The organism is Paractinoplanes maris, assembly GCF_023544465.1.
Classification (GTDB): domain Bacteria; phylum Actinomycetota; class Actinomycetes; order Mycobacteriales; family Micromonosporaceae; genus Actinoplanes; species Actinoplanes maris.
Genome location: NZ_JALPVL010000005.1, coordinates 56,221 through 80,983, shown reverse-complemented (window position 1 = coordinate 80,983; position 24,763 = coordinate 56,221). Strand labels below are relative to the sequence as shown.

The 24,763-nt window shown below is 71.6% G+C and carries 25 protein-coding genes; 13 read left to right on the top strand and 12 right to left on the bottom strand.

Annotated elements, in window-relative coordinates; all coding sequences use genetic code 11:
• Nucleotides 1-40: 40 nt before the first annotated feature.
• On the bottom strand, nt 41-649 hold the full coding sequence (locus NAG42_RS15490; protein ID WP_250030977.1) for a flavodoxin family protein: 609 nt from the start codon (nt 647-649) through the stop codon (nt 41-43).
• 170 nt (nt 650-819) lie between these two features.
• Here NAG42_RS15490 and NAG42_RS15485 point away from each other — a divergent pair, with 170 nt between their 5' ends.
• Together NAG42_RS15485 and NAG42_RS15480 are read left to right on the top strand one after the other, a co-directional pair.
• Complete coding sequence (locus NAG42_RS15485; protein WP_250030976.1) at nt 820-1,071, top strand: type B 50S ribosomal protein L31; 252 nt, start codon at nt 820-822, stop codon at nt 1,069-1,071.
• Between the two features lie 73 nt (nt 1,072-1,144).
• Nucleotides 1,145-2,077: an NADP-dependent oxidoreductase gene (locus tag NAG42_RS15480; RefSeq protein ID WP_250030975.1), complete on the top strand. Its 933-nt coding sequence runs from the start codon at nt 1,145-1,147 to the stop codon at nt 2,075-2,077.
• 663 nt (nt 2,078-2,740) lie between these two features.
• Here NAG42_RS15480 and NAG42_RS15475 read toward each other — a convergent pair.
• Nucleotides 2,741-3,574, bottom strand: coding sequence for a chymotrypsin family serine protease (locus NAG42_RS15475; protein ID WP_250030974.1), 834 nt, complete (start codon nt 3,572-3,574; stop codon nt 2,741-2,743).
• Between the two features lie 110 nt (nt 3,575-3,684).
• Nucleotides 3,685-3,897, bottom strand: coding sequence for a hypothetical protein (locus NAG42_RS15470; RefSeq protein WP_250030973.1), 213 nt, complete (start codon nt 3,895-3,897; stop codon nt 3,685-3,687).
• A gap of 71 nt (nt 3,898-3,968) precedes the next feature.
• Here NAG42_RS15470 and NAG42_RS15465 point away from each other — a divergent pair, with 71 nt between their 5' ends.
• Nucleotides 3,969-4,166 carry a hypothetical protein gene (locus tag NAG42_RS15465; protein ID WP_250030972.1) on the top strand — a complete coding sequence of 66 codons (198 nt, stop codon included), beginning with the start codon at nt 3,969-3,971 and terminating at the stop codon, nt 4,164-4,166.
• Here NAG42_RS15465 and NAG42_RS15460 read toward each other — a convergent pair.
• Complete coding sequence (locus NAG42_RS15460; RefSeq protein ID WP_250030971.1) at nt 4,121-4,681, bottom strand: TetR/AcrR family transcriptional regulator; 561 nt, start codon at nt 4,679-4,681, stop codon at nt 4,121-4,123. The two genes, NAG42_RS15465 and NAG42_RS15460, sit on opposite strands and share 46 nt — an antisense overlap.
• A 77-nt stretch (nt 4,682-4,758) precedes the next feature.
• Between NAG42_RS15460 and NAG42_RS15455 the strand changes: the two genes are divergently transcribed.
• Nucleotides 4,759-5,832: a saccharopine dehydrogenase family protein gene (locus NAG42_RS15455; protein WP_250030970.1), complete on the top strand. Its 1,074-nt coding sequence runs from the start codon at nt 4,759-4,761 to the stop codon at nt 5,830-5,832.
• A gap of 244 nt (nt 5,833-6,076) precedes the next feature.
• On the opposite strand, the gene NAG42_RS15450 is transcribed toward NAG42_RS15455, so the two are convergent.
• Nucleotides 6,077-7,270 carry an MFS transporter gene (locus NAG42_RS15450; RefSeq protein ID WP_250030969.1) on the bottom strand — a complete coding sequence of 398 codons (1,194 nt, stop codon included), beginning with the start codon at nt 7,268-7,270 and terminating at the stop codon, nt 6,077-6,079.
• A gap of 67 nt (nt 7,271-7,337) precedes the next feature.
• Between NAG42_RS15450 and NAG42_RS15445 the strand changes: the two genes are divergently transcribed.
• Nucleotides 7,338-8,120, top strand: coding sequence for an SDR family NAD(P)-dependent oxidoreductase (locus tag NAG42_RS15445; RefSeq protein ID WP_250030968.1), 783 nt, complete (start codon nt 7,338-7,340; stop codon nt 8,118-8,120).
• On the opposite strand, the gene NAG42_RS15440 is transcribed toward NAG42_RS15445, so the two are convergent.
• Nucleotides 8,096-8,860, bottom strand: coding sequence for an MIP/aquaporin family protein (locus NAG42_RS15440; RefSeq protein ID WP_250030967.1), 765 nt, complete (start codon nt 8,858-8,860; stop codon nt 8,096-8,098). The two genes, NAG42_RS15445 and NAG42_RS15440, sit on opposite strands and share 25 nt — an antisense overlap.
• A 172-nt stretch (nt 8,861-9,032) precedes the next feature.
• Between NAG42_RS15440 and NAG42_RS15435 the strand changes: the two genes are divergently transcribed.
• The 3 genes from NAG42_RS15435 to NAG42_RS15425 all read left to right on the top strand — a co-directional run bounded on the left by NAG42_RS15435 (nt 9,033) and on the right by NAG42_RS15425 (nt 13,233).
• Entirely contained in the window at nt 9,033-11,903 is a 2,871-nt protein-coding gene (locus NAG42_RS15435; protein WP_250030966.1) for a tetratricopeptide repeat protein, read from the top strand.
• Nucleotides 11,904-11,931: 28 nt separating this feature from the next.
• Nucleotides 11,932-12,738 (top strand): SAM-dependent methyltransferase, encoded by an 807-nt coding sequence (locus NAG42_RS15430; protein WP_250030965.1) that lies wholly within the window; start codon nt 11,932-11,934, stop codon nt 12,736-12,738.
• A gap of 114 nt (nt 12,739-12,852) precedes the next feature.
• Nucleotides 12,853-13,233: a hypothetical protein gene (locus tag NAG42_RS15425; protein WP_250030964.1), complete on the top strand. Its 381-nt coding sequence runs from the start codon at nt 12,853-12,855 to the stop codon at nt 13,231-13,233.
• A 7-nt stretch (nt 13,234-13,240) separates the two neighbouring features.
• On the opposite strand, the gene NAG42_RS15420 is transcribed toward NAG42_RS15425, so the two are convergent.
• Nucleotides 13,241-13,942 (bottom strand): GTP pyrophosphokinase, encoded by a 702-nt coding sequence (locus NAG42_RS15420; protein ID WP_250030963.1) that lies wholly within the window; start codon nt 13,940-13,942, stop codon nt 13,241-13,243.
• 169 nt (nt 13,943-14,111) lie between these two features.
• Complete coding sequence (locus tag NAG42_RS15415) at nt 14,112-17,036, bottom strand: M36 family metallopeptidase (protein ID WP_250030962.1); 2,925 nt, start codon at nt 17,034-17,036, stop codon at nt 14,112-14,114.
• A 121-nt stretch (nt 17,037-17,157) separates the two neighbouring features.
• On the opposite strand from NAG42_RS15415, the gene NAG42_RS15410 reads away from it, so the two are divergent.
• Together NAG42_RS15410 and NAG42_RS15405 are read left to right on the top strand one after the other, a co-directional pair.
• Nucleotides 17,158-18,186 carry an alpha/beta fold hydrolase gene (locus NAG42_RS15410; protein WP_250030961.1) on the top strand — a complete coding sequence of 343 codons (1,029 nt, stop codon included), beginning with the start codon at nt 17,158-17,160 and terminating at the stop codon, nt 18,184-18,186.
• A 72-nt stretch (nt 18,187-18,258) separates the two neighbouring features.
• Nucleotides 18,259-18,678, top strand: a complete 420-nt coding sequence (locus NAG42_RS15405) for a hypothetical protein (RefSeq protein ID WP_250030960.1) — start codon at nt 18,259-18,261, stop codon at nt 18,676-18,678.
• Here NAG42_RS15405 and NAG42_RS15400 read toward each other — a convergent pair.
• Nucleotides 18,665-19,510, bottom strand: coding sequence for an SDR family NAD(P)-dependent oxidoreductase (locus tag NAG42_RS15400; protein ID WP_250030959.1), 846 nt, complete (start codon nt 19,508-19,510; stop codon nt 18,665-18,667). The genes NAG42_RS15405 and NAG42_RS15400 overlap by 14 nt on opposite strands.
• The gene (locus NAG42_RS15395; protein WP_250030958.1) at nt 19,507-20,223 is read right to left on the bottom strand and encodes a dioxygenase family protein; all 717 of its coding nucleotides are present in this window, start codon (nt 20,221-20,223) and stop codon (nt 19,507-19,509) included. Before NAG42_RS15395 ends, NAG42_RS15400 begins: the two co-directional genes overlap by 4 nt.
• A 79-nt stretch (nt 20,224-20,302) precedes the next feature.
• Here NAG42_RS15395 and NAG42_RS15390 point away from each other — a divergent pair, with 79 nt between their 5' ends.
• A complete protein-coding gene (locus NAG42_RS15390) occupies nt 20,303-20,722 on the top strand; it encodes a MarR family winged helix-turn-helix transcriptional regulator (protein ID WP_250030957.1) in 420 nt (139 codons plus the stop codon).
• A 31-nt stretch (nt 20,723-20,753) separates the two neighbouring features.
• Here NAG42_RS15390 and NAG42_RS15385 read toward each other — a convergent pair whose 3' ends face one another.
• Nucleotides 20,754-21,224, bottom strand: a complete 471-nt coding sequence (locus NAG42_RS15385) for a MarR family winged helix-turn-helix transcriptional regulator (RefSeq protein WP_250030956.1) — start codon at nt 21,222-21,224, stop codon at nt 20,754-20,756.
• Between the two features lie 92 nt (nt 21,225-21,316).
• Here NAG42_RS15385 and NAG42_RS15380 point away from each other — a divergent pair, with 92 nt between their 5' ends.
• Nucleotides 21,317-22,930, top strand: coding sequence for an FAD-binding oxidoreductase (locus NAG42_RS15380; RefSeq protein WP_250030955.1), 1,614 nt, complete (start codon nt 21,317-21,319; stop codon nt 22,928-22,930).
• Entirely contained in the window at nt 22,927-23,802 is an 876-nt protein-coding gene (locus tag NAG42_RS15375) for an LLM class flavin-dependent oxidoreductase (RefSeq protein ID WP_250030954.1), read from the top strand. The genes NAG42_RS15380 and NAG42_RS15375 overlap by 4 nt, the downstream gene beginning before the upstream one ends.
• Here the strand turns inward: NAG42_RS15375 and NAG42_RS15370 are convergent.
• Nucleotides 23,768-24,589, bottom strand: a complete 822-nt coding sequence (locus NAG42_RS15370; protein WP_250030953.1) for an arginase family protein — start codon at nt 24,587-24,589, stop codon at nt 23,768-23,770. The genes NAG42_RS15375 and NAG42_RS15370 overlap by 35 nt on opposite strands.
• Between the last annotated feature and the right edge of the window lie 174 nt (nt 24,590-24,763).

Below are 24,763 nucleotides of genomic sequence, written 5' to 3'. Positions count from 1 at the left end.
TCACCGGGCGCATAGACCCGTCCCGGGCTTGACCGGCGGCCTACTCGGCGGGGTAGGGGTTCGCCTTGAGGGCGTGGGCCAGGTGGGCGGCGGTGCCGGCCAAGGCCTTGACCGCGGCGCCGGTGGTGTCGGGCTTGGGGCCGGCGTCCTTGTAGTCGAGCTTGCCCAGGGCCTCACCGACCCAGTAGGCCCCGCCGGCCGCCGGGACGGTGAAGCCGACGTCGTTGAGGGCCTGGAGCACCTCGGCGATCACGTGGTGGGCGCCGTCCTCGTTACCGACCACGCCCACGGCGGCGACCTTGTCGTACATCGAGGGGCGGCCCCGGTCGTCGGTCTCGGAGAGCTCGGCGTCGAGCCGCTCCAGCACCATCTTGCAGACACTGGACGGCTGGCCCATCCAGATCGGCGTGGCGATCACCAGGATGTCGGCGGCCACAACCTTTTCCCGTACGGCGGGCCAGCCGTCACCGTCGCCCTCGTCGGTGCTCACCCCGAACTTGATGTTCTGGTCGACCGCGCGGATCACCTCACCGTCCACGTCGTGGTCGGCCAGGGCGTCGAGGATCTGGCGGCCGAGCAGCTCGCTGCTCGACTCCTGCGAGCCCGACTTGAGGGAACAGCCGAGCACCAGCGCACGCAACGTCGTCATGACTCGATGCGTTCCCGATCATGATGGCGCCAAACCCCCGTACGCCTCGGGCCGTGACCAAAACGGCCTTGACCAGCACTTATGGCCTTCTCGACAACGTGGCCCGGGAGGGGAAATAACCGGGGTGGGTCGGTGGTTGAGACGGATGCACTCCTCAGGAGGACAGAGACATGAAGAACGGCATTCACCCCGCCTACCACACCGTCGTCTACCGCGACCGCAACGCGGACTACGCGTTCCTCACCCGGTCCACCGAGACCAGCGAGAAGACGATCGAGTGGACCGACGGGCAGACCTACCCGGTCGTCGACGTCCAGATCTCGGCGGGCAGCCACCCGTTCTGGACCGGCCGCACCCGCGTCCTCGACACCGCGGGCCGCATCGAGAAGTTCAACGCCAAGTACGCGAAGTTCTCGAAGTAACCCACCCGGCAACGCCCGGCGTCCTTGTGACGTCGGGCGTTTTTTGTCGGCTCAATAGGGCAAAATGCCCCTCATGAGGGCTATCGCGCTGGACGAGTTCGGTGACGTCGACGTCATGACGCTGCGGGAGCTCCCCGACCCGCCGGTCGGGCCCGACACGGTCCGCATCCGGGTCCGGGCGGCCGGCGTCAATCCGGTCGACTACGTGATCCGGACCGGCTATCTGGCGGGTGCCTATCCGCACCACTTCCCGCTGGTCCCGGGGTGGGATGTGGCCGGCGTGGTCGACCAGGTCGGGCCGGCGGTGACCCGGTTCGCGCCGGGCGACGAGGTGATGGCGTACGCCCGCAAGGAGCATGTGCAGCACGGCACGTACGCCGAACTCGTGTCGGTCAACGAGCGGGTGGTCGCCCACGTGCCGGCGGCGATGTCGCTCAGCGAGGCGGGCGGTCTGCCGCTGGCCGGGCTGACCGCGCTGCAGGCGCTGTCCGCGATCGGCGTCAGCCACGGTGACGTGGTGCTCGTGCACGCGGCGGCCGGGGGAGTCGGTCACCTCGCCGTCCAGATCGCCCGCGCGGTCGGTGCGGCCCGCGTGATCGGCACGGCCTCGCCGGCCAACCACGATTTCCTGCGCAGCCTGGGCGCGGAGCCCATCGAGTACGGCGACGACCTGCCCAAGCGCCTGGCCGACCTGATCGGTGGCGACGGCCGGGTCGACGCGGTGGCCGACTTCCACGGCGGTGACGCCCTGACCCAGAGCCCGTCGCTGGTCCGGCACCCGGTCCGGCACGTCTCGGTCGTCGACGCCGCGGTGAAGGAGCAGGGCGGCCGCTACGTTTTCGTCCGGCCCGACGGCATGGAACTGGCCACCCTGGGCGCGCTCGTGGCCAACGGCCGCCTGCGGGTCCACGTCTCCCGCGAGTTCCCGTTCACTGAGGCCGCCGAGGCTCACCGCGTGATCTCCGACGGCCACGTCCAGGGCAAGCTGGTTCTGACCGTCGACTAGCTCCTGTCCCTCGGCTCTCGATACTCACCAGCGTCATCGCCGGCGGCGCCGTTAACGAGGCCTATCCCCTCGGGGCTCGTTCGGGATGAGCGGGGTCAACTGCGGTTTTCTTGCGCCGGGACGGTTGGGGCCGAGGGTGGCCACGCTGGGCTGTGGAGCGTTCTGTGCCCTGCGTGGCCACCCTCGGCCCCAACCTCGCGTGGGGATCGGTGACGGCCAGGGGACGGGTCACCCGCGGGTGATTGCCGGGCGGGGTGGGCGGTCCCCTGGCGGGGTGGTGGTCTGGCTGCCGCGCTGTGGACGAAGCTGAGGGGATCAGGTCCGGCGGGCCGGGCTTGGTGGTGGGGTGCGGGAACTTAACAATGCCGGTCGCTTCCGCCTTCGGCGTACGTCGTGGGAGGGCGGCGTGAGCCGGGTCGGCGTTCTTCCGCTAGCGAGTTGACGTCCGCAAAATCGTCTCGGTGGGCGACGGGTCGGGACGAGCTGTGGCGTCGGCCGTGGCGTTTGCGTTCCGTCGAAGAGGCGGTCCGTTGGGCTTCGCCGCGCCTGCTGCTTCAGCGGTCGGCTGTCTCGTTCACCTGCCGCCGAGCACGTCGTGCTGGTGACCACGAGGTCTCCGGCGTCGGCCGGAGACCTCTTCGGTTGTCGGTCACTCCACGTGTCTCAGTCGGGGAGGAATTCGGTGGCCTTCATGTGGCGCAACGGTTCGCCCGGGTGGAGTGGCGGCTCCTGCTCCTCCGCCAGGGAGCTGAAGACCGGTAACTGCGCCCCGAAGCGGGCCAGCGCGTCGTCGATCGAGATGAACGCGGCGTACTCGACGTTGTTGATCGGAATCCTGCCGACGTGCACGCCGGCAGCCCAGGCGCGCCCCTGACCGTCGTTGACGTAGACGGGACCACCGCTGTCCCCGCCGGAGGAGCGATAGTCGGCGAGGTAAACGCGTTCCCCGCTGCACCAGGTCGACGTGCCGCGGAGTGTGCCGACCGACGAGCCGCCGACTCGGCCGTACTTGCCGACCTGGCCGCCGGCGTCCAACCGGCTGTTGCTCAGCCTGCCGACGACCCGCCCGCCTTCGACGTTGCCGGCCGAGACAATCTGGTAGGAACCGACGAGATTCGCCCGGGGCTGGATGAGTTGCAGGTCCATCTCACCGTCGTGAACACCATTACACGTGCTGGTGTCGTCGTCGCGCCGTACGGAACCGAAGTGCCCGAATGAGGTCGAGGTGCCGTAGACGAGGCCGGACGTCCATTCCTGGCCCGGTATCCCGGGGAAGTCACAGTGCCCGGCGGTGAGGAAGAACGAGCCCGAGGCCCCGACCACCACCCAGGAGCCGGTGCATTGGCCGACGTTGGGGCTGCGCATCATCGGATGCCCCGGCTTGTAGTCGTAGGCCGCGGCCTGGGCCGGTTGTGTCGTGCCGAGCACCACTGTGCTGACCAGGATGACGAGTGTCCCTATGGCGGCACCCAGCCGCCGTCGTACTGACCTGTTCATGAAACCCCCCGTGGTTTCTTGGACTGGACCCCGACGCTCGCAAAGGCCACGGAGAAGAACAAGCGTCGATATGATCGATGTTCACCGAGCAACAAAAGGCGCGAGCCGCGTTATACGACGCCAATGTCAACGGCGGCCTTGCCCGCGCCGAAGGTGACCAGCTCAGCTATCGCGGCATGCTCGCCGAACTGTTCATGGCCGAGTGCGAAGAACACGAGCGACTGGATTCGCGCCGGCCAGCTAATCTGCCTGATCGGCGACTCCGGCACCGGCAGGGCCAGGCCAAAGGTCAGACGGCTGGCTTGTCGACACCCCGACGTCATACGACACCATTGCCGGCAGTTACGCCGGCTTCGTCCGCGATTCGTTGTCCGAGGAGCCATATCTGCGTGCTGTGCTGGCGCTGTTCGCAGACCTGGCCCACGCCGCCGGCGGCGGGCCGGTGGCCTATCTCGGCTGCGGCCCTGGATACGTCACCGCTCACCTCAACGACGTCGGTATCGAGGCATTCGGCGCGGACCTGTCGCCGATTGCCCGGTCACCGGGTCAGGCGATGGTGTCGCGCAGGACCGACAACGTCTTCTCGATGTAGGTATGGAGCGGGGCGTCGTCGTCGGCGTCCAGCCACTCGTCGAGGGAGACGTAGAGCAAGGTCAGCGCCGTCTCAGCCAGGAGGGCGGCCTGGGTGGGGCCGAGGCCGCGGGACTCGAAGCCGCTGCGGATGGCCTCGCTCAGAGCGGCTCGCTTGCGGAGGTCGCGTTCCTGCAGGGCGGGATCGGAGCGCACTATCCGGCGGCGTTGGCGCAGGTCGTGGCGGCGGGGGTCGAAGCGGGTCCGGGTGACCGTCTCGAGGCCGTCGAGGATCAGCGTCATCGGGTCGGCGTCGGGGGGAGCGTCGGCCATCATGCGGGCGGCCATGGCGGGGATCTCGTCGCCGGCGAAGAGGACCTCTCGCTTGTCGGCGTAGTGGCGGAAGAACGTGCGCGTGGTGAGCCCGGCCCGCGCGGTGATCTGCGGAACCGTCGTGGCCGCGAAGCCCTGCTCCACGAACAATGCGATGGCGGCCTGCTCGAGGCGCTCGCGCGCGTCCGGCTGCCATCTGCTCACTCGGGCATCCTACGTGATGACATGGCGTGCCATCACGTCTATGGTGACGACACGACGTGTCATCGGAAGGGGGCGTCATGACAGACGAGATCTGGGTTCTGGGCGGTAGCGGACGCAGTGGGCGCGCGGTCGCGGCCGAGTTGGGCCGGCGGGGGGTGTCACCGGTGCTGGTCGGCCGGAACGCCGGTCGGCTCGCGGCGGCGGGTGGTGGTCACGGCCGTACGGTGGTCGCCGGGTCGGTCGAGGCGATCGCCGAGGAGATCCGGCGGCGGCAACCGGCTGTTGTCATCAACACGGTCGGGCCGTTCGCGGACACCGCGGCGCCACTCATCCGGGCCTGCCTGCCCGGCAGTCACTATGTGGACCTGGCCAACGACCTGGCGGCGGTGTCGGCCGTGCTCGGTCGCGGTGACGCGGCGGCCGCGGCCGGGCGGACGCTGGTGACCGGGGCTGGATTCGGTGTGACGGCCACCGAGAGTGTCGTCGTCAAGCTGTGCTCCGGTCGGCCCGCTCCGGCCGAGGTGCGGGTCGACATGGTGCCCTCGTTGGCGGTGGAGGCCGGCGCGGTCGGGGAGGCGCTCGCCGGCACGATGCTCGGCGGGCTGCCCGGTGTCGCCGGCGGTCGGCGGTTCGGGGGCCGGCGGTTTCGGGACGGCGGGCTCGTGCCGGCCCGGCTCGCCGGGGACGCGCAACAGCTCACGTTGCCCGACGGCTCGCGCGTCACCACGTCGGGCATGCCGCTCGGCGAACTGCTCGCGGCCCAGCGGGCGAGCGGGGCGCCGTCCGTGCTGTCCGCGTCGAGCGAGGTGCCGTCGTCGTCCCTGGTTCAGGTGGTGCTGCCGATCGCGGCGGCGCTGCTGGCAGTCCCGCCGGTGCGGGCCTTCGCGATCCGGCGGCTGGCCCGGGTCGCGTTCAAGACCCGGCCGCAGCCCCGCGAGCACTCGTGGGGGCATGCCCGGGCGCGGTGGTCCGACGGTGAGGTTCGGGAGGGCTGGCTCCGGGTGGGGGAGGCCCAGGCGTTCACGGGAGCCGTGCCGGCCGAGGTGGCGTGCCGGCTGCTGGCCGGCGAGGGCAAGCCGGGCGCTCATTTCCCGGCCGCGCTCTTCGGCCCGTCCCTCGCCGAGGCCTGCGGCGGGGAGTACCTGGTCTGAGCAGACCGCCGGGCCGGGTTTGCGGTCGAATGGTCCGCCCGGCAGCCGCCGCCGGGCCGAGTCTGCCGTCGGGTGGTTCGCCCTGGCAGGCCGGACTGGAGCGAGGCGCCCGTCCGTGAGGAGGGGCAAAGCATGCGGGGCCATGTAAAGACTGCCGAGGGGGGGTTGCGGAAGCCGGGGAGACCGCCAACCGCGGCGCGAGAAGTACGCCGGTGTAGCCGCTTGCAGCAATGGCCCGGAGGCCTCAGCTCACGCTCGGCTCCGGCTCCGGCTTTGTTTCCGCGGCGGGGCGGCGGTTGAGGGCGGGAGCCACGGCCGCGGCCAGCAGCAGGAGGACCAGCACGACGATCATCGCGTTGCGCAGGCCGTAGTGCTCGCCGAGGAAGCCCAGTGCGGGCGGGCCGACCAGGAAGGCGACGTAGCCCGCGGTCGCCACCAGCGAGACCCGCGCGGTCGGGTCGGGGCCGGAGTCGCCCGCCGCCGAGAGGGCGACCGGGAAGCCGAGCGCCGCGCCGACGCCCCACAGCAGCACGGCCGCGCCCGCCACGAACTGGTTGTCGACCGCGATCACGAGCACCAGGCCGATGCCGCCGAGGACCGCGCTGGCCCCCAGCACCGTGGCCCGGCTGTAGCGCCGCAGGAACCAGCCGCCACCGAACCGCCCGATCGCCATGGCGGCGGCGAAGGCGGTGTAGACGGCCGAGCCCCAGGCGGCGTCGAGCCCGTGGCCGTCGACCATGATCAGCGGCAGCCAGTCGTTGGCCGCGCCCTCGGCCAGCGCCATGGCCAGCACGATCACGCCGATGAGCCACAGGCGCTTGTCGCGCCAGACCGGCTCGCGCTCGGCGGTCTTCTCCGCGCCCGAGGGTGACAGACCCACGCCGTACGGGATGTGGCGCACCGCGGCGAGAGCGATCGGCACGCTGATCAGGCCGATCAGGAACAGGTGCCAGGTCACCGGGAACGCCACCGCGGTCAGGACCATGCCGATCGCCGCGCCGACGACCGTGCCCAGGCTGAAGAAGCCGTGCATGGTCGGCAGTACGGCCCGTCCGGTGAGCCGCTCGACGTCGGCGCCCTCGATGTTCATGGCGACCTCGCCACTGCCCATGCCGAAGCCGAAGAGGAACAGGCCGGCCGTGACCAACGCGATCAGGGACAGGCCGGCGCCGGCGCCGATCACCGGGATGCTGACGACCGTCGTGAGGATGCCCGCCGCGACCACCGGCCGGGTGCCGAAGCGGGACACCACGCGGCCGGAGCCGAGGATGCCGAGCATCGAGCCGGCCGAGAGGCCGAGCAGCACCAGACCCATCTGGGCGGTCGAGGCGCCGAGCAGGTCACGGATGTCCGGCGTGCGGGTCACCCAGGACGAGATCCCCAGGCCGGGCAGGAAGAAGAGAGCGAACAGGGCGAGGCGGCGGCGTGCGGTGTTCATTGCGTACGAACGTACACACCGGAGCCGGGGAGTGTGATCACGCCGGGGGTGGGGAAAACTCACACCCATGCGCCTTGATCTTGCGGGGAAGACCGCTCTCGTCACCGGATCGACCCAGGGTATCGGCCGGGCCATCGCGGCCGGGCTGGCCTCGGCCGGAGCCCGGGTGGGGGTCAACGGGCGGTCGCGCGAGTCGGTCGACCGGGCCCTGGCCGAGCTGGGGGAGGGGGATTTCGTCGCGGTGCCGGCCGACGTCAGCACGGCCGACGGCGCCGCGGCCGCCCTCGACGCGATCGGACAGGTCGACATCCTCGTCAACAACCTGGGCATCTTCGGCGCGCAGCCGGCCCTGGAGATCACCGACGACGACTGGCGGCGGTACTTCGAGGTCAACGTGCTGGCCGGGGTGCGGCTCACCCGCGACGTGCTGCCGGGCATGCGGGAGCGCGGCTGGGGCCGGGTGCTCTACATCGCCAGCGACTCGGCCGTGGTCACCCCGGTCGAGATGATCCACTACGGGATGTCGAAGACGGCGCTGCTGGCCGTCTCCCGCGGCTTCGCCAAGGAGGCGGCCGGCTCCGGCGTGACCGTCAACAGCGTCATGGCCGGGCCGACCCACACCGGCGGCGTCGAGGACTTCGTCTACTCCCTGGTCGGCCGGGACCTGCCCTGGGACCAGGCGCAACGCGAGTTCATGCGCCGGCACCGGCCGCAGTCGCTGCTCCAGCGGCTCATCGAGCCCGAGGAGATCGCCAACATGGTCGTCTACCTGTCGTCGCCGCTGGCCTCAGCCACCACCGGCGGGGCGCTGCGCGTCGACGGCGGCTACGTCGACGCCATCCTGCCCTGATCGGTGAGCACACGTTCGTACAGGAAAGCGGCCACCGCCCCGCCGAGCAGAGGTCCGATGACGTACGCCCACCAGTCCCTCCACTGACCGGCCGCGATCATCGGTCCGAGCGCCCGCGCCGGGTTGACGCCGGCGCCGGTGACCGGCCCGCTGATCAGGATCGCGAGGCCCAGCGCGAGCCCGATCGCCAGCGCCGCGCTGCCCCGCGAGACGCGCGGGTCGTTCGCCACGAGCACCACCACCAGCACCAGCACGAAGGTCACCAGCGCCTCGACGAGCAGCACCCGCGGGCCGCTCACCCCGGCCGCGGGCGCGGTGGCGCCCAGCTTCGCCACGGCTCGCGCCTGGTCCCCGTACGCTCCCCAGGCCGCCACCGCCGCGAGCAGCGCCCCCACCAGCTGCGCGAGGACATAGACGGGAACCCGCCCCCACGGGAACCGCCCGGTCAGCGCGAGCGACACCGTCACCGCCGGGTTGAGGTGCGCCCCGCTCACCGGCCCCAGCGCCGCGACCACCACCGCCAGCGCCCCGCCGCCGGCCAGGGCCACGGTCTCCGAGCTGTACGCCCCACCGGCCACCGCGACGTTCAGCGTCGCCGCCACCGCCACCGCGACGATCGCCAGCACCAGCACAAAAGTCCCGACGAGCTCGGCGATCACCGCCCGCCCGGCCGCACCACGCAGCTCGTGCCCATGAAGCCCCAGCTCCGCCTGCCGCGCCGTCTCCGTAGCCATGCTCATCCCCCAGCTCGCTGTCCGTCGACTCCGAGCGTGCGGCGCGGGCGAACGGCAAGCATCGGTCAACCGACTCATCGGCCCGCTTCCCCGGGTGTGACCTTCGTTTCGGCCGGCTGATGGCGGCGATCGCACACCGGGGAAGGCGGACGGTCGCCGGGGCTGACACCATCAGGACATGGACACGGAGGCCCGCCGGAGGACGCCCCGGCCGTCCCTGCTGAACCGTGTCCTCGGGGCGGTCCTCGTTCCGGCCGGGATCGGGTTGGCCACCGAGGTGGTGGGCGGTCTGGTGCCCCAGATGACCGGACACGAGACCGCCGTCTGGTCCGTCCTGACCGGACTCGTCCTCCTCGGTGTCGCCGTGGTCGTGCTGGACGAGTGGCACGCTGGGCCGCGTCGCCGGCGGCCCGGCAAGCGGGTGCACGCTTTCAGCGCCGCGGACCTGGAAGTGCATGAGGCGGTCGAGGTTCCGGGCGTCCCGGTGGCGTCGCAGCCGGTTTATGTGCGGCGCGAGCACGACCGTCGGCTGACCGAGGTGGTCGATCAGGTGGCGGCGGGCCGGAGCAAGCTGGTCACGCTGGTGGGCGATTCGTCGACCGGAAAGACGCGGGCCTTCCACGAGTCCATCCAGGGTCTGCCGAAGAAGTGGCACCTGTGGCACCCGATCGATCCGTCCCGGCCCGACGCTCTGCTCGAGTCGCTCGCGGACGTGCGGCCGTGCACGGTGGTGTGGATCAACGACGCTCACCACTATCTGTCCACCCCTGACCCGGCACTCGGGGAGCAAGTGGCAGCCCGGCTGCGGACGTTGCTGAGCGACGAGCGGCGTGGCCCGGTGCTGGTGCTGGCCACGCTGTGGCCGCAGTTCTGGCAGCGGTTGACGGCGGCGCCGCAGGACGGGCGGCCGGACCCGCACGACCAGGCGCGAGCCCTCCTGCGGGGGAGCGAGGTGGTCGTCCCGGAAGCTTTCGCCGGGGCTGATCTCGAGGCCATACGAGCGGCCGGGGAGCGGGACGAGCGCCTGGCCGTCGCGGTCCGGGAGGCCGCGGGCGGCCGGATCGCCCAGTTCCTGGCCGGTGTCCCCGAGCTGTTGCGCCGCTATCGGACGGCGCCGGCCGGTCAACGAGCCGTGCTGGAGGCGGCAATCGATGCACGCCGGATGGGTCATCCGGTCTATCTGCCGGGCGCGTTCCTGGAGCGGGCGGCGGCCGGCTATCTCTCCGCGACCGATCTGACCTCGCTGGTCCGCAAGCACGGCGCGGATTGGTTCCACGCCGTGCTGGATGATCTGGACCAGCCACAACGCGGCATTCCGGGCCCGTTGACCCGGGTGCGGCCCGGCGACGACGCGACGGTCCGGCTGGCCGACGCGATCGAGCAGGCGGGAACGGCGGCGAGGGCCGCGGCCTATCCACCGCCGGCGTTCTGGGAGGCCGCGACGACCGTGATCGACGTCGCGAGCGTCCTGGCCGCGCTGGGCGACGCCGCGGCCGGGCGGGGCCGGTTCGGCCGGGCGGCGCAGCTGTACCGGCGGGCGGCCGGTCGCGGCGAGGTCCGAGCGCTCACTCCTCTCGCGCGGATCCATCTCGAAGCGGGCGAGGACCACGCGGCGGAGGAGTTCGCCCGCGCTGCCGCCAACCGTGGTGACGCCGCCGTGCTTCTGTCCATTGCCGTGCGGCGAGCCGCCGACGGCGACCTGGTGGCCGCCGAGTCGCTCGCTTGGGAGGCGGCCCGATCGGAGGATCTCGCGGCGTGGGACCTGCTGGCCGACATAGCAGCCCGGCGGGGCGACCGGGACAGCGCCGCGACCTATGCCGGGCATGCGGCGAAGGCATACCCGCCGTCCATGCTCCGGCTCGCCCGGATGCGTCGGCAAGCGGGCGATCGGGACGGTGCCGAGGAGCTCTACCGGCGTGCCGTGGAGTGCGGACATCTCCCGGCCTATCGTCACCTCGCCGATCTGCGTCACGAGGCCGGAGACCACGACTCGGCCGCTCAGCTCGAGAACAGGGCCGGGGTGCTGCCACTCGTAGCACCGGAGAAGCGCCACCTGCTCAGCCACCGGCATCCCTACGTCGACGTGGAGCGCTGCTGGAGGATCTTCGAGCGGGCGGCGGGAGACGAGGACCATCTCGCTCGGCACATCTTCCGGGACGAGCACTGGTCGCCGCCCAAGCCGTCCGACGGTCGAGGCGGCTTGTCCCAGGCGATCGGCTTGATCAGAGGCCGGCGGAGCCGTACCGCGCCGCCCGGCGAACCGGCAGCTCAGCCGGACGCTCTGGCCGAGATGCACGCCGGCCTCCGGGATCTGGTGACGTCGCCTCGACGTCTCGGAGGGGGCATCCTTGGCAGTCGGCTGGACCGTCTGACCCGCGAGGCTGCCGCGCGGGCCGGCCGGACCATGTCGGCCGAGAGCGTACCGCCCCGGGAGATGGCCGACCTGGCCCGTGAACAGGCCGGCCGCGGCGATCCTGACGCGGCCTGGCTGCTCGGCCTGGTGCTCGAGCTACGCGCCGAACCCGACGAGGCGGCCCGGATGTACCGGGTGGCCGCGGACGCCGGTGACAAGCAGGCGCTCCGCGCGCTGGTGTCCCTCACTCAGTGGATCGACGGCGTCGAGGCCGCCGAGCTGCTGGCCGTGGAAGCGGTGAACCGCGGCGACATCGAAGCCTTGGAGACGCTGGCCTCGCTGCGGGAGTCGTTCGCGCTGCGGAACCGGACCACGCGGTCGTCGTCCGTCTTGTTTCCGTCCAGTGAGTCCGTCGCCTGGCCCGCCGCCGCCGCGTCCGCGAACATCGCGGAGCGCCTCGTCGAGGGCGAGCCGGCCGACACCGAAGCGCTGGTCGAGTGGTCGTGCACGGTTTTGCCCCAGATGAACAGGGAGGGTGACGAATGGGATCAGACCGGCGTCCTGACTGACGAGGTCGCCGGTCGGCGTGAGGCTGCTTTGATCAGGCGGTTCGGGCTGACGGACGACGGAAAGCCGGCGTTGTCGCTGACTCCGGCCCGGACTGATGACATCCTGGCTGCAAAAAGTCCGAAGTAGATCGAGCCTTGTCCTCTATCATCGTGCCGTGGGTAAGGCAGGGGACACCATCGATACGTCGGTGCCGCATCCGGCTCGGCGCTACAACTACTGGCTGGGCGGCAAGGATCACTTCGCGGCCGACCGGGCCTCGGGGGATGCCATCGCCGAGGCGTTCCCGATCGTGGTCGAGCTGGCCTGGGCCAACCGCCGGTTCCTCGGCCGCGTCGTGGATTTCCTGGCCGGCGAGGGCGTGCGGCAGTTCCTCGACGTCGGCACCGGGCTGCCCGCGCCGGACAACACCCATGAGGTCGCCCAGCGCGTCGCGCCCGAGTCGCGGGTCGTCTACGTCGACAACGACCCGATCGTCATGGTGCACGCTCGCGCGCTGCTCACCGGCGACCCGCGAGGGCGTACGGCCTATCTCGAGGCCGACCTGCGCGAGCCCGCCGCCATCCTGAGCCACCCGGCGTTGCGCGACACTCTCGACCTCGGTGAGCCGGTCGGGCTGCTGATGATCGCGACGCTGCACTTCGTGCACGACGACGCGCAGGCCGCCGACGCCGTCCGCACCCTCGTCGGCGCGTTGCCGTCCGGCAGCTACGTGGCGATCACCCACGGCACGATGGACTACAGCTCGCCCGAGGGCCTCGCGGCGTACCGCAAGATGTTCGCCGCGGGCGGGACCGACGTGCGTGCCCGCGACCGGGCCCAGATCCTCGGCTGGCTCGACGGCCTCGAGATCGCCGAGCCGGGCCTGGTGCTGGTCAGCGACTGGCGGGCCGAGGACGACCCGGCCGACCGCCCGGTCAGCGACGACCTCGGCATCTACGCCGTGGTGGCCCGCAAACCGTAGGACGGCGCAACCTGGCGGTGTGGCCGGCTGGAGCGACGCATGAAAACGCCGCATCCGCAGTCATGGTGCCGCGTCACGAGACCGGAGGGCGGCACGTCAAGCGATCATGGGTGGATGCCCGAAGCCGAACAGCCTGCCACCCCCGCGCTGATCCAGCGGGTCGACTCCTTCATGTATCGGGTCCTGGACAGGGCCGAGGACCCGGTGGGGGTGATCGAAGAGTTGAAGGCCGCTCTGACCGAGTTGGCGCTCATGGCCGACAGCGCGGGGCCGGCCGAAGCGCTGTATCCCATCATGGCGGATCTGTCGGACATCGCGGACCACTACCCGGTCGACTACGGCGAGGACGCCGAGATGATCGCCCGACGGGAGATCGGCGACGCCGCGCGGGACTGGCTCCGTCTTCCCCGCACTGCCGGCGGCGTGAAGTCTTACGTCGACCGCTGGGCGGAGCGAGTTGCCGCCCTGCCCGCGACCTACCGCGGCCGGCCGTAGCCGGGGCTCAGCGGCGGGGGCCGTGGACTTCGCGGTGCAGGAGCTCCATGCGGCGGTCGAGGCGGGCGGCGTCCTCGGCGGCCGCCGCCAGCTCCTCTCGGAGGGCGCCGGGCACCTGGGGGTCGTACTTGTAGTGGATCTTGTGTTCGAGGCTGGCCCAGAAGTCCATGGCGGCGGTCCGCAGTTGGACCTCCACCGGCACCTGCACCACGCGCTCGGAGAGAAAGACCGGGATCTCGACGATCAGATGCAGGCTGCGGTACCCGTTGACCTTGGGTTGGGCGACGTAGTCCTTGGTCTGCAGCAGGGTGATGTCGGGCTGGCGGGTGAGCATCTCGGCCACCGTGTAGACGTCGGAGACGAAGCTGCACACGATCCGGATGCCGGCGATGTCGCGGATGCGGGCCCGCAGGTCGTCGATGGTGAGCGGGCAGCCGATCCGCCGGGCCTTGGCGCTGATGCTGGCCGGGGTCTTGAGCCGGGGGAGCACATGCTCGATCGGGTTGCCCCGGCCCCGATGAGCCAGCTCCTCGGCCAAGATGTTGATCTTGGTGCCGATCTCGGCCAGCCCGAACTTGTAGACCAGCATGAAATGGGTCAGCTCGTCATTCATCCCCCGGAACGGGTCGATCTCACCCATCGTCGCCGGCAGGGGATGGCCTGAACCGGCCCAGCGCGCGATCTGCTGATCGCCGTCCTCGGTCGTCAAGGTCCCAGTCTCCGGTGTCGAGCTCCGCGGGCGTCGTTGAACACCGTAAACGCAGCATGCCACCGACCCGGCGGGCGGGGGTTGATATCCCGGGGAGTGGAGAAGGAGAAAAATGGCCTGGGCTCTGGCGGCGACCCGCAAGTGAGTGCGGGCCGCCGCCAGGGATCAACTACTTCGCGTACGCCTGGAACTCCGCCACCCGGACGTTGAGCGCCTGCGGACTGGCCGTGGCGCAGTCCGTGCTCGCCCGCGGGTCGGCGTCCTGCTCACCGGCGAAGTCGGGACCACCGGTGCACTGGTTGGTCACGACCTCGAGGCGCAGGTGCGTGGCCGTCGTGTCGCGGATGTCGAACGACTTCACGACCAGATCCTTCACGCGCGGCCGCGGGGCGGTCGACGGGAAGGCGTCCGGCTTGCTCGTGTGGACGGTGGTGAACTCGGTCGCGTTCGCGCAGGTCACCGTGGCCGTCGCGGTGCAGGCGAGCACCTTGAACTGCCGCAGCGCCGTGTACCTGTTCTGGGTGCCGGCGTCCGGGTCGCCGACCACGGCCGGCCGCAGCTGGGCGCTGACCTGCACCCGGCGTACGGTCTGGGCCCCACCGGCCAGGTCGACGGTGACCTGCTTACCGGCCACCGGGCTGCCCAGCGAGGCCCAGTTGGTGGCCTCGTCGTCGTCGGTGATCCGGGCCAGGTTGATGCCGTCGCCGGTGGCCACCGCACCGGCCGCCGTGGAGGCCAGGTTGGTCGGCAGCTTGACGATCAGCGGCAGGGTCAGGCCGGGCAGCACCGGCCTGGTGCCGACCCGGGCGTGACCGTGACCGGGCGCCTGGGCGATGAATTTGTACGCGCCCGGCACCAGCTTGACCTCGTCGGTCAGGGGCGTGGCCGGGTCGGTGTCGGCCACCGGCACCGCACGGGCCTGGTAGTCGCCGACGAACAGCTGGGCCCCGGCGACCGGCTTGCCCAACTCGTCGACCGGGCGGAACTTGTAGGTCCCCTCGGTCGCGTTCGGCGAGGAGAAGCTGGGGGTCGGGTTGGCGTCGGCGGCGCCGTTGCTGACCGCACCCTCACCGAGACCGCGCTTGGCGAACGCGTTCCACATCAGGCCCTGGTTGGCCCCGTTGAAGCGCACCAGGTCGGCCCCGAGCATGGCGTCGCGCGCGTCGACCATGCTGTTGGCGCTGTTGGCCATCAGCAGGAACGAGTCGAACACGAGCTGGACCCAGCGCCGGTTGCCCGGGCACTTGGTCACCGGCGTCCTGCCGTTGGCACACGACTTGTTCAGCGCCGGCGTGCCCGCGCCGTACTTGCGGATGAACGCCTGCCGGATGTCGTAGTTCGTCGCGCTCCACACCTCACCGGAGGCGTGCACCTGCAGCCCGACTAGGTCGTAGTCGATGCTCGAGTAGTTGAGCGGGCTGTCACTCATGTTGTAGTTGCGGATGCCGGCCACCGGGTCGGTCGTGACGTACTGGCCGACGGTGAACCCGCGCTCGCCCTTCGGCGCGTAGCCGTGCTCGGCCAGGTATTCCACGGCCAGCTGGTCGGACCAGCTCTCGCTCATGCCCTGCGGCGTGCTGACGCCCGCGTCCGGCCCGGCGATCATGCGGCCGGTGATGGCGTGGGTGTACTCGTGCCCGATCACCGACATGTCGTAGTCGCCGTCGACGCACGCGCCGTAGAAGGCGGCCGCGATCGGCTGCCACAGGTACATGTTCGTGATCGGCGCCTCGCCGTCGGGCGGGGTGATCTGGTTGGCGTTGTTGCGGGCCTCGAAGTTCGGCGGGCCACCGCTGATGCCGCCGGCCTGCGCGTTGCCCTGCTCGTAGTCGTCGCCCAGACCGCCGGGCCGCAGGTTGTCGTCCTGCATGTTCCAGGTGGCCTCGGTGAAGCCCAGGTGGTACGACCAGTCGTGCATGCGGTTGTGCATGCCGAACAGGTTGGCCCGGGCCGCGTCGATGTCGTTCTCCTGCGGCGTGGTGAAGACGTCGGGCGAGCAACGCTCCCGCTGCCACTGGTTGGTCCACGGGTAGTTGTAGTCGCGGTCCGGCTTCGGCGTGGCCGTCTCGGTGCCGACCGTGAACGGGTCGTTCGAGTTCCAGTTCTCGACCGCGATGGCGTTGTTGCCGCGGGTCGTGAAGGTCGGCTCGTTCGTGGCCGGGTCGACGTCCCAGGCCAGCGGGGACGCGCTGGAGGCGACGAGCTCGTCACAGCCGCGCTGCGGCGCCCAGCACCACGTCTTGCGGGTGTCCCGCGAGGAGTAGTCGGTGGGCGGCGAGTTGGGAAAGACATCCCACGACGGGTTGTCGCTGTCGTGGTCGACGATGCTCTCGCGGACCAGGATGCCGCCGTCGCGGGCGTCGACGTACGAGGTGTAGGCGACCGGGTCGGCCCCGGTCAGGTCGGCGCCGAAGGTGACCTGCCAGGCCGCCCGAGCACCCTCGCTCGGCGTCGGCACGGCGACCAGCTTGTTGGCCAGGACGGTCGGGCCGGTCACGCCGGCCTCACGCGCGGCGATGCCCGCGGCGTCGGCGGCGCTCAGCGTGGCCGGCTCGGGTGCCACGGCGTCGCGTGCCAGCGACGAGCTCACGAACCACACCTTGCCGTCCCGGACGCCGACGGAGAGCAGGCCGTCGCGCCCGGCGACCAGGTCACCGAACTTCTGCCGGAACACGACCGCCGCGCCCTCCCCGATCGGCGAGGTGGTCAGGAGCTCCAGGGCCTGCGCGCCCCGGGCGGTGAGCCCCAGCACGTCCAGGTTCTTGTCGACGTACGCCCGGGCGGCCGCGACCGGGTCGCTCGGCAGCCCGGTCTCGAGGGCGGCACCGGTCGCGGTCAACGTGGAAGGCGTGCCCAGAGCGTTCCAGCGGGCCGAGGTGCCCACCGCGGCCGCACGCTGGCCGCTGGTCGGGGCGACGCGCCCCGCCCGATTGTCGATCACATCATCGTGGTGCTCGTCGCCCTGCACCTTCTCGGACGGAGCTTTCGCCGGAGCCGCCGGGGCCGCGTTGCCGCCCGATGAGGCAGTCAGCACGATCGCGGCGGCGAGAAAACCGGCAGCGGTTCCCGCCAACGCACGGGGTGGGGTGCGCACGGTACCTCCTGGAGTGGATTAGTGGTTGCCACAGCCATCCGATCGCACCCCCGACCTGCACAACATGGGCCAAACATCTAAATACATCTATAAGGATGTGATGCTCCGGCATACTGGCCGGGTGGAGCAGCTTCCCGACGTGCGTTTCGCCCGGGCCGACGACGGCGTGACGCTCGGCTATCAGGTCTTCGGGCGGGGCCCGGTGCTCGTCTGGCTGCCCTCGCTGAGCAACATCGTGGCGCAGTGGCGCATCCCGGCTCTGCGGGCCGCGTACGAGGGTCTGGCCCGCGATCTGACCGTCGTGCTCTACGACGGCCGGGGCACGGGCAGCTCGGACCGGCGGGTCGACCTCGGCGACCTGGGCGTCGAGGCGCACCTGAGAGACCTGCGGGCGGTGCTCGACCACGCCGGCATCCGCCGGGCGTCGCTGCTCGGCTACTACCACTCGGTCCCGACGGCGATCGCGTTCGCGGCTCGCGAGCCCGGCCGGGTCGAGCGGCTCGTCCTGTTCGGCGGCGCCCCGCGGCTGCGGGACGCGATGAGCCCGGCGCAGACCCAGGCCCTGCTCTCGCTGGTCGGCCAGGACTGGGGGCTGTTCGCCGACGCGGCCGCCACCGCCTGGCTCGGCTGGGACGCGGCCCCGTCCGGCCGGTGGGTCGCCGACGCCTTCCGCGGGGCGACGACGGCGCCGGTGGCCCAGGCGTGGTTCGAGGCCGCGGGCACGATCGACGTGACCGCGGAGCTCGACCGGGTGCGCGCGCCCGCGCTGGTCCTGCATCGTCAGGGCGCGGAGCAGATCCCGGTCGAGGTGGCCCGGCGGCTGGCCGCCCGGCTGCCCGGCGCGCGGCTGGTCGAGCTGCCCGGCACGACTCCCACGCTGTTCATCGAGGGTGGCGCGAGCGACATCGCGCTGGTCAGCGGCTTCGTGGCCGACGGCCGGGTGGCCCGCCGGCCGGCCGGTGGCCTGACCCCGCGCGAGCGTGAGGTGCTCGACCTGCTGGTCGCCGGGCACTCCAACGCCGAGCTGGCGGCCCGGCTGGGCATCGCCGTGCACACCGTCGAGCGGCATCTGGCCGCCGTCTATCGCAAGCTCGGCGTCCGCGGGCGTACGGCCGCGGTGGCCCACGTCCTGCGCGGGTCGTCCGGATGACGGAGAACCGCCACGCCGGCTGACGGATCGCCGGGACGCGGCAGCGCCGGCCGCGAGCCCACACTGAACGGCATGACGACCCCCGCAGCCGCCGCCCCGAAGGACACCTCCTGGCGTTTCGCCCGGGCCACCGCGCCCGTCGTCCGGGTGCTGGCCGGCCGGCGCTTCTTCCCGCTGTGGGCGGTGGTCCACCACCGGGGCCGGGTCACCGGCCGCGAGCTGGCCGTGCCGATCGCCGTCACCACGACCCCCAGCGGCTTCATCGTCAACCTGCCGTGGGGTGCCCGCACCAACTGGGTGCGCAACGTCCTCGCGGCCGGCGGCTGCACGATCCGCTGGAAGGGCGCCGACCACCGGATGACCGCCCCGGAGATCGTCGGCGCGGCCGTGGCCCGGCCGTTCTACTCCCGCTCGGCCTGGGCCGTCGCCGGCCGCCTCTTCCCGGCCGACGCCTGGCTGTTGCTGCGCCGCATGGATGTCACAGCGGAGTGAGGCCGAGTGCCCGCGCCGTTTCCTCGTAGACGATCGAGGGTGGCACCGCGTCCGGCCGGGGCGCGGCGGCGCCTTTGACGAAGAAGCCACCGTTCGGCGCGGGTGGGACGGTGGCGGTGGCCAGCCCGACCGGTGTCGCGGCGGCCTTCTCGGGCGGTACGGCGAGCAGCCCGCTGACGGCCGACACCAGTCGCAGGAGGCCGCCCGCCTTGGTGTTGAAGCCGGTCCGGATCACTCCGGGGTTCGCGCTGTACGCGCTCATGCCGGCCGGCAACCTGCGGGCGAGTTCGGCGGTGGCGAGCACACCGGCGAGCTTCGCGGTGCCGTAGACGGCGAGTTGCGAGAAGCGTCCACGCCAGCTCACCCCCGTGACATCGGGATGGCCCGGGTCGAGCCGGCCCCGGGAGACGAGATCGCTGGCGATGACGATGACCCGTGCCCGCGGGGCGAGCAGCCCGGCGGCGAGCAACCGATGAGTGAGCTGAAAAGACGCCAGGTGATTGAGCGCATGGGTGCGTTCAGCGCCGTCGGGGGTTTCGGCGTAGTGCGGGAAGGCCGCGCCGGCGTTGTGCACGAGGACGTCGACGCGGGTGCCGGTCTCCTCCAGGCGGCGGGACAGGCGGTCGATGTCGTCCCGGACCAGGAGGTCGGCCGGCAGAGCCCGGACCAGGCCGGATCCGGAACGGGTCACCAGGTCGCGGCGGGTCCGCTCAGCGCTGTCCGCGTCACGGGTGACGGCCACGACGTCGAAGCCCGCGTCCAGCAGTTGGCGGGCCGTGGCGCGGCCGAGTCCGCCCGCGGCTCCGGTGACGACCGCGGTCGGCCCCCTCATGCCCGCACCTGCAGGGTGATGTCGGCGCGGTGACCGTCGACGAGAGAGCGGACGGTCAGCCAGCTGCCCGGGGAGCCCTGGGCCAGGCGGATCTCGATGTCGTTGGTGTTGACGAACGGGCTGCGCCCACGCCGGCTGTACGGCGGCTGCGACTGGATCAACGCGGCGAAGTCGTCCGGGAAGTACAGCTCGGTGGTCAGCCTGACCTGGCCCCTGACGCTCAAGCGGACGTGGATGTGCAGGGTTCGCGGCGTGTACCAGCCGGGCACGACGGTCAGGAACTCGGCGCACCCGTCGTCTCCGGTCACCTGCCGGCCACGCAGGAAGGTCGCGTCGTCGCTCGGCCGGAACCGCCGCAGGGTCAGCGAGACCAGGGCGGGGAACTTGTCGGCACCGTAGCGCTGATAGCCGGAGTAGATGCCGTCGGCGTCACAGTGCCAGATCTCCACCTCGGCGCCGGGCACAGGGGTCAGCGGCCCCACCTCGGCAACCCGGATACCCAGGACGAGGGGCACGCCGGCCCGGTCCTCACGGACATCGCGCCGGTGCGGCGATCCGGGCACGTAGTAGGGCCCCGGACCCTGGTCGGCCGTCGTCCGGTGGCGTTCGATCGTTGCGGCTCGCCGCATGGCCGCCCGATTGTCGATCAATCGGAGCGCCGTGGTCAGCACCCGGCGGCGCAGTCTGTCGCGCACGGTCAAGGAGGTCTCCATCCGGCAGATGCTTGGACTATCCAAGTATCGCCATCGTGGAGAAAAAGCTTGGAGTCGTCAAGTATGGGAGAATCCAAGCATGGATGGGGAGTCGCTGACCTACCAGCTGCTGCGGCTGGTGCACGCCATGGACCGAGCCACCGACGAGCAGGTCCGTGACGTCATGGGGGAGCTGGGAATCACCCACGCCCTGGCCGACGCGTTGTGGCAGCTCGACCCGGACGCTGCCGGCCCGACCATGCGCGAGATGGCGGCCGCGCTGCGGTGCGACCCGTCGACCGTGACGTTCCTGGCCGACCGGCTCGAGCACCTGTCCTATGTGACCCGGGCGCCGGCTCCGCACGATCGGCGGACGAAAGTGCTCGCCCTCACCGATGCCGGCCGCGCCGCGCGGCGCCGGCTCGTCGAGGCGGCGACCACCCGCACGCCGATCGCCCGGCTCAGCCGCGAGGAGCAGGTCGCCCTGCACGGCCTGCTGACGAAGGCGATGACCGCCTGACGGCCCTCGCCCTCGCGTGGCCGGCCCGGGTTCAGGCCTCGAGGGCCTCGGTGACGATCGCGCAGGCCTCGGCCGTGTGCAGCGGGCCGTTGCCGGCGGCCTTGTGCAGCAGCCGGCGGAAGAGCGCGCGCTCCGCCGGGTCGAGCGTGCCCAGCGCCGCCTCCTCGGCCTCGGCGACCTGGCCGCACAGGGTGCCGATCGCCTCGAGCCCGCGGGCCGTGGCGACGATCTGCCGCTGCCGGCGGTCGTGCGGGTTGGGCTGACGCTCGACCAGGCCGGCCTCGACCAGGTCGTCGATGAGATAGGTCATCATCGTGCGGTCGATGCCGAGCTTGGCCGCCAGGGCCGCCTGGCTCGGCGGCCGCCCCTCCACCACCTCGGTGAGAGTGTGGTAGCCGCGGGCCCCGTGCGGGAAGCCGTCGAGTTTCGGGCCGACCAGATCGGTGTAGGCCCGGAGCACGGTGCCCAGGGCCGCTCCGAGATCCGCTGTCGCGTCGCTCACCCGTCCATCCTATCTGTTGGCCAGATCGTCTTTTCGCAATACTATCTACTACAACGACGATCTCATACGACGATCGAACGGTGGAGGAACGCATGACGCAGGGGACCGCGCTCGACCTCGTGGCGGCGCAGAACGACCCCGCAGGGCTCGTGGCGGCGGCCCAGGCGGCCGGCGGCACGGTGGAGCTGACCGACACCGAGGGCGGGCTCGACCCGTGGACGACCGCGGTGTGGCTCGCCGCGCGCACGGAGCGTGTGCGGATCGGGTTGCCCGGCCCGGTGGCGGCCGCGTCGACCGAGATGCGCGAGAAGGCGTACGAAAGCCTGGACCTTCTCGCGGGCCCCCGCCTCGCGTCCCGCCGCGAGGGCATCGAGGGCATCGACTACGACGGCGTCCCGGCGTCCCTCGCCGACGTGGCGATCGCCCCCGGCGACCCCGGCTATCGCGCCCGCAAGTCGACCTACATGCGGGGCGGCTCGCCGGGCCTGGTGCTCCGCCCCCGGACACCGGCCGAGGTGGCCGACGCGCTGGCCTTCGCGAGCCGGCACCGGCACCTGCCGCTCGGTCTGCGCAGCGGCGGTCACGGCGTCAGCGGCCGCTCGACCAACCGGGGTGGCCTGGTCATCGACCTCGGCGCGATGAACGACGTCGAGGTGATCGACGAGGACCGGCGGCTGGTCCGGGTCGGCCCGGGCGCGACCTGGAAGCAGGTCAACGTCGTGCTCGACAAGTACGACTGGGCGATCGGCTCGGGCGATTACGGCGGGGTGGGGGTGGGTGGCCTGGCCACCGCGGGCGGCATCGGCTTCCTCTCGCGCGAGCACGGCCTCACCATCGACGCCCTGCGGGCCGTCGAGCTCGTGCTCCCCGACGGCAGCATGATCCGGGCGAGCGCCGAGGAGAATCAAGAGCTTTTCTGGGGCGTACGCGGGGCCGGCGCGAACCTCGGCGTGGCCACCGCCTTCGAGTTCGAGGCGGCCGAGACCGGCGAGGTCGGCTGGGCTCAGCTCGCGCTGGTCAGCCCCGACCTCGAGCAGACGCTGAAGCAGTACGGCGAGGTGGCCCGCACCGCGCCCCGCGACACCACGGTCTTCTTCCTCACCGGGCCGCCGCAGCAGGGTCAGTCCGTGGTCCAGATGTACGGCCTGGTCGACTCCGCGGACCCGGACACCATCATCGAGCGGCTGTCCCCGTTCGCCGCGACCGGCCTGCTGGCCCGGCAGCAGGTGGTTGTCACCCGGTACGCCGACGTGATGGCCCAGGCGGCCGACGTCGGACCCGGCGGACATCACGGCCGGGGCGAGCCGGTGGCACGGTCGGGCTTCCTGCCGGTGCTGACCGACGAGTTCGCCCGCGACGTCGTCGAGCTGCTCGACTCCGGTCAGGTCTACTTCTTCCAGCTGCGCCACATGGGCGGGGCGATCGCCGACACCGCCCCCGACGCGACCGCGTTCGCCCACCGCACCCCCGAGTTCCAGGTGACCGCGCTGGGCGGTGACCAGGACGCGCTCAACCGGGTGTGGGGTCGCCTGGCCCACCACTTCGACGGCCTCTATCTGAGCTTCGAGACCGACCTGCGCCCGGAGCGTCTGCACGACGCCTTCCCGCCGGCGACGCTGAGCCGGCTGCGCGCCCTGAAGCGGCGGTACGACCCGTCCAACCTGCTCCGCGACAACTTCAACATCGACCCCGAGGTGGAGAAATGACCGACTACGGGCGCGACCTGCTTTTCGGTACGTTCGTGACCCCGACCGCCGCCCAGGCCGTCGACCTGGCGGTGACCGCCGACCGGGCCGGCCTCGACCTGGTCACGTTCCAGGATCACCCCTACCAGCCGGCGTTCCTCGACACCTGGACGCTGATGGCCTACGCGGCCGCCAAGACCTCCCGGATCACGCTGACCGGCAACGTCCTCAACCTGCCGCTGCGCCCACCGGCTGTGCTGGCCCGCGCCGCGGCGTCGCTGGACATCCTGAGCGGCGGCCGGGTCGAGCTCGGCCTGGGCTCGGGCGCCTTTCCCGACGGCGTGGCCGCGATGGGCGGACGCCGCCTGACCCCCGGTCAGAGCATCGACGCGCTGGCCGAAGCCATCCCGATCATCCGCGATCTGTGGGACACCGGCACCCGCGAGCGGGTCGATCACCGGGGCGAGTACTACACCGTCGCCGGCGCCAAGCGCGGCCCGCGCCCGGCCCACGACATCGGCATCTGGATCGGCGCCTACAAGCCCCGGATGCTGGCCCTGACCGGCCGCCTGGGCGACGGCTGGCTCCCGTCGATGCCCTACCTGCCCGACGGCGTCGCCTCGCTGCCCGGGATGAACGCCCGCATCGACGAGGCCGCCCGCGAGGCCGGCCGCGACCCGGCCGGCATCCGCCGCCTGATGAACTTCATGAGCGTGGACGGCCCGCCCGCCCAGCAGATCGACTACTTCGCCGACCTTGCCCTCAACCACGGCATCAGCGGCTTCATCCTGGGCGGCGACGACCACCGGCAGGCCGAGCTGCTGGCCGCCGAGGTCGCCCCCGCGGTGCGAGACCTGGTCAAGCGCGAACGAGGAGCCGTTCCAGAAGCGTGACGAGCCCGGCGGCGCAGTGGCCGTCCGGGTCGAGGTCGGGTCGGTAGTCGGCGACGCTCACGCCCAGCAGGGCCGGTGACGCGGTCAGCGGGGTCAGGAGGGACTCGAGGTCGTCGAAGTCCGGGCCGCCGGGCTGGGGGTAGGTGACCGCCGGCATGACCGACGGGTCGAGCACGTCGACGTCGATGTGCAGCCACATCGGAAGACCGGCCTCGACCTCGGTCAGCATCTCGCCCGGCACCCGGGCCAGTTCGGCCGCGGAGGCGGGGTCGAGGCCGGTGGTGCGGTGGCCGATCAGGGTGACATGCCGGGGGTGCACCATCGGCGTGGTGCCGGCCAGGCCGGTCAGGACGGCCGGCCCGTCACCGGTGAGCACGGCCAGTTCCGAGTCGGCCGTCTCGCCGGTGTCGGAGTCGGCCGGGTCCACATAGTCGGGATGGCCGTCGACCATCCACAGGCCCACGTCGCCGACAGCGGCTCGCAGGTGAGCGAAGATCCCCAGGAGCACGCTGCAGTCGCCGCCGACAATCAGCGCCCGGTGCCCGGGGTGGTCGTCCCGGGCTTCCCGCAGGGCCGCCGCCAGCACTCTCGCCGCGCTGATCGTCTCGGGCAGCGCCCGCACCCCGGTGCCCTCATCCCGGTCGCTCGAGGTGATGACGGTCGCCGCATCGCCCCGATCGACCTCGGTCAGGCGTGAGATCCCCGCCGACCGCAGAGCGTCCGGCGCCCTCGCCTCGCCCCGGCCGGATCCGGACGAGTCCCAGGGCGCACCCAGCAGGAACCACATAGTTCCTCAGTGTGCCGTGCCCGCCTCGGGCCCGCTCGATCTGATTAATACGACCGGTGACCGACGGTCAACTGATCATCACGATGCATCGTATGAGAGAACGGTGACTGTTGGTGGTAAGCGCAATTACGGTCTGTTCATGCTCTTCGTCATGATGTCTTTGCTCGCCGGCGT

Coding starts and splice junctions, on each gene's coding strand:
- NAG42_RS15490 (WP_250030977.1), bottom strand. CDS start 649: ATGACGACGTTGCGTGCGCTGGTGCTCGGCTGTTCCCTCAAGTCGGGC.
- NAG42_RS15485 (WP_250030976.1), top strand. CDS start 820: ATGAAGAACGGCATTCACCCCGCCTACCACACCGTCGTCTACCGCGAC.
- NAG42_RS15480 (WP_250030975.1), top strand. CDS start 1,145: ATGAGGGCTATCGCGCTGGACGAGTTCGGTGACGTCGACGTCATGACG.
- NAG42_RS15475 (WP_250030974.1), bottom strand. CDS start 3,574: ATGAACAGGTCAGTACGACGGCGGCTGGGTGCCGCCATAGGGACACTC.
- NAG42_RS15470 (WP_250030973.1), bottom strand. CDS start 3,897: ATGACGTCGGGGTGTCGACAAGCCAGCCGTCTGACCTTTGGCCTGGCC.
- NAG42_RS15455 (WP_250030970.1), top strand. CDS start 4,759: ATGACAGACGAGATCTGGGTTCTGGGCGGTAGCGGACGCAGTGGGCGC.
- NAG42_RS15450 (WP_250030969.1), bottom strand. CDS start 7,270: ATGAACACCGCACGCCGCCGCCTCGCCCTGTTCGCTCTCTTCTTCCTG.
- NAG42_RS15445 (WP_250030968.1), top strand. CDS start 7,338: ATGCGCCTTGATCTTGCGGGGAAGACCGCTCTCGTCACCGGATCGACC.
- NAG42_RS15440 (WP_250030967.1), bottom strand. CDS start 8,860: ATGAGCATGGCTACGGAGACGGCGCGGCAGGCGGAGCTGGGGCTTCAT.
- NAG42_RS15435 (WP_250030966.1), top strand. CDS start 9,033: ATGGACACGGAGGCCCGCCGGAGGACGCCCCGGCCGTCCCTGCTGAAC.
- NAG42_RS15425 (WP_250030964.1), top strand. CDS start 12,853: ATGCCCGAAGCCGAACAGCCTGCCACCCCCGCGCTGATCCAGCGGGTC.
- NAG42_RS15405 (WP_250030960.1), top strand. CDS start 18,259: ATGACGACCCCCGCAGCCGCCGCCCCGAAGGACACCTCCTGGCGTTTC.
- NAG42_RS15400 (WP_250030959.1), bottom strand. CDS start 19,510: ATGAGGGGGCCGACCGCGGTCGTCACCGGAGCCGCGGGCGGACTCGGC.
- NAG42_RS15395 (WP_250030958.1), bottom strand. CDS start 20,223: ATGGAGACCTCCTTGACCGTGCGCGACAGACTGCGCCGCCGGGTGCTG.
- NAG42_RS15390 (WP_250030957.1), top strand. CDS start 20,303: ATGGATGGGGAGTCGCTGACCTACCAGCTGCTGCGGCTGGTGCACGCC.
- NAG42_RS15380 (WP_250030955.1), top strand. CDS start 21,317: ATGACGCAGGGGACCGCGCTCGACCTCGTGGCGGCGCAGAACGACCCC.
- NAG42_RS15375 (WP_250030954.1), top strand. CDS start 22,927: ATGACCGACTACGGGCGCGACCTGCTTTTCGGTACGTTCGTGACCCCG.
- NAG42_RS15370 (WP_250030953.1), bottom strand. CDS start 24,589: ATGTGGTTCCTGCTGGGTGCGCCCTGGGACTCGTCCGGATCCGGCCGG.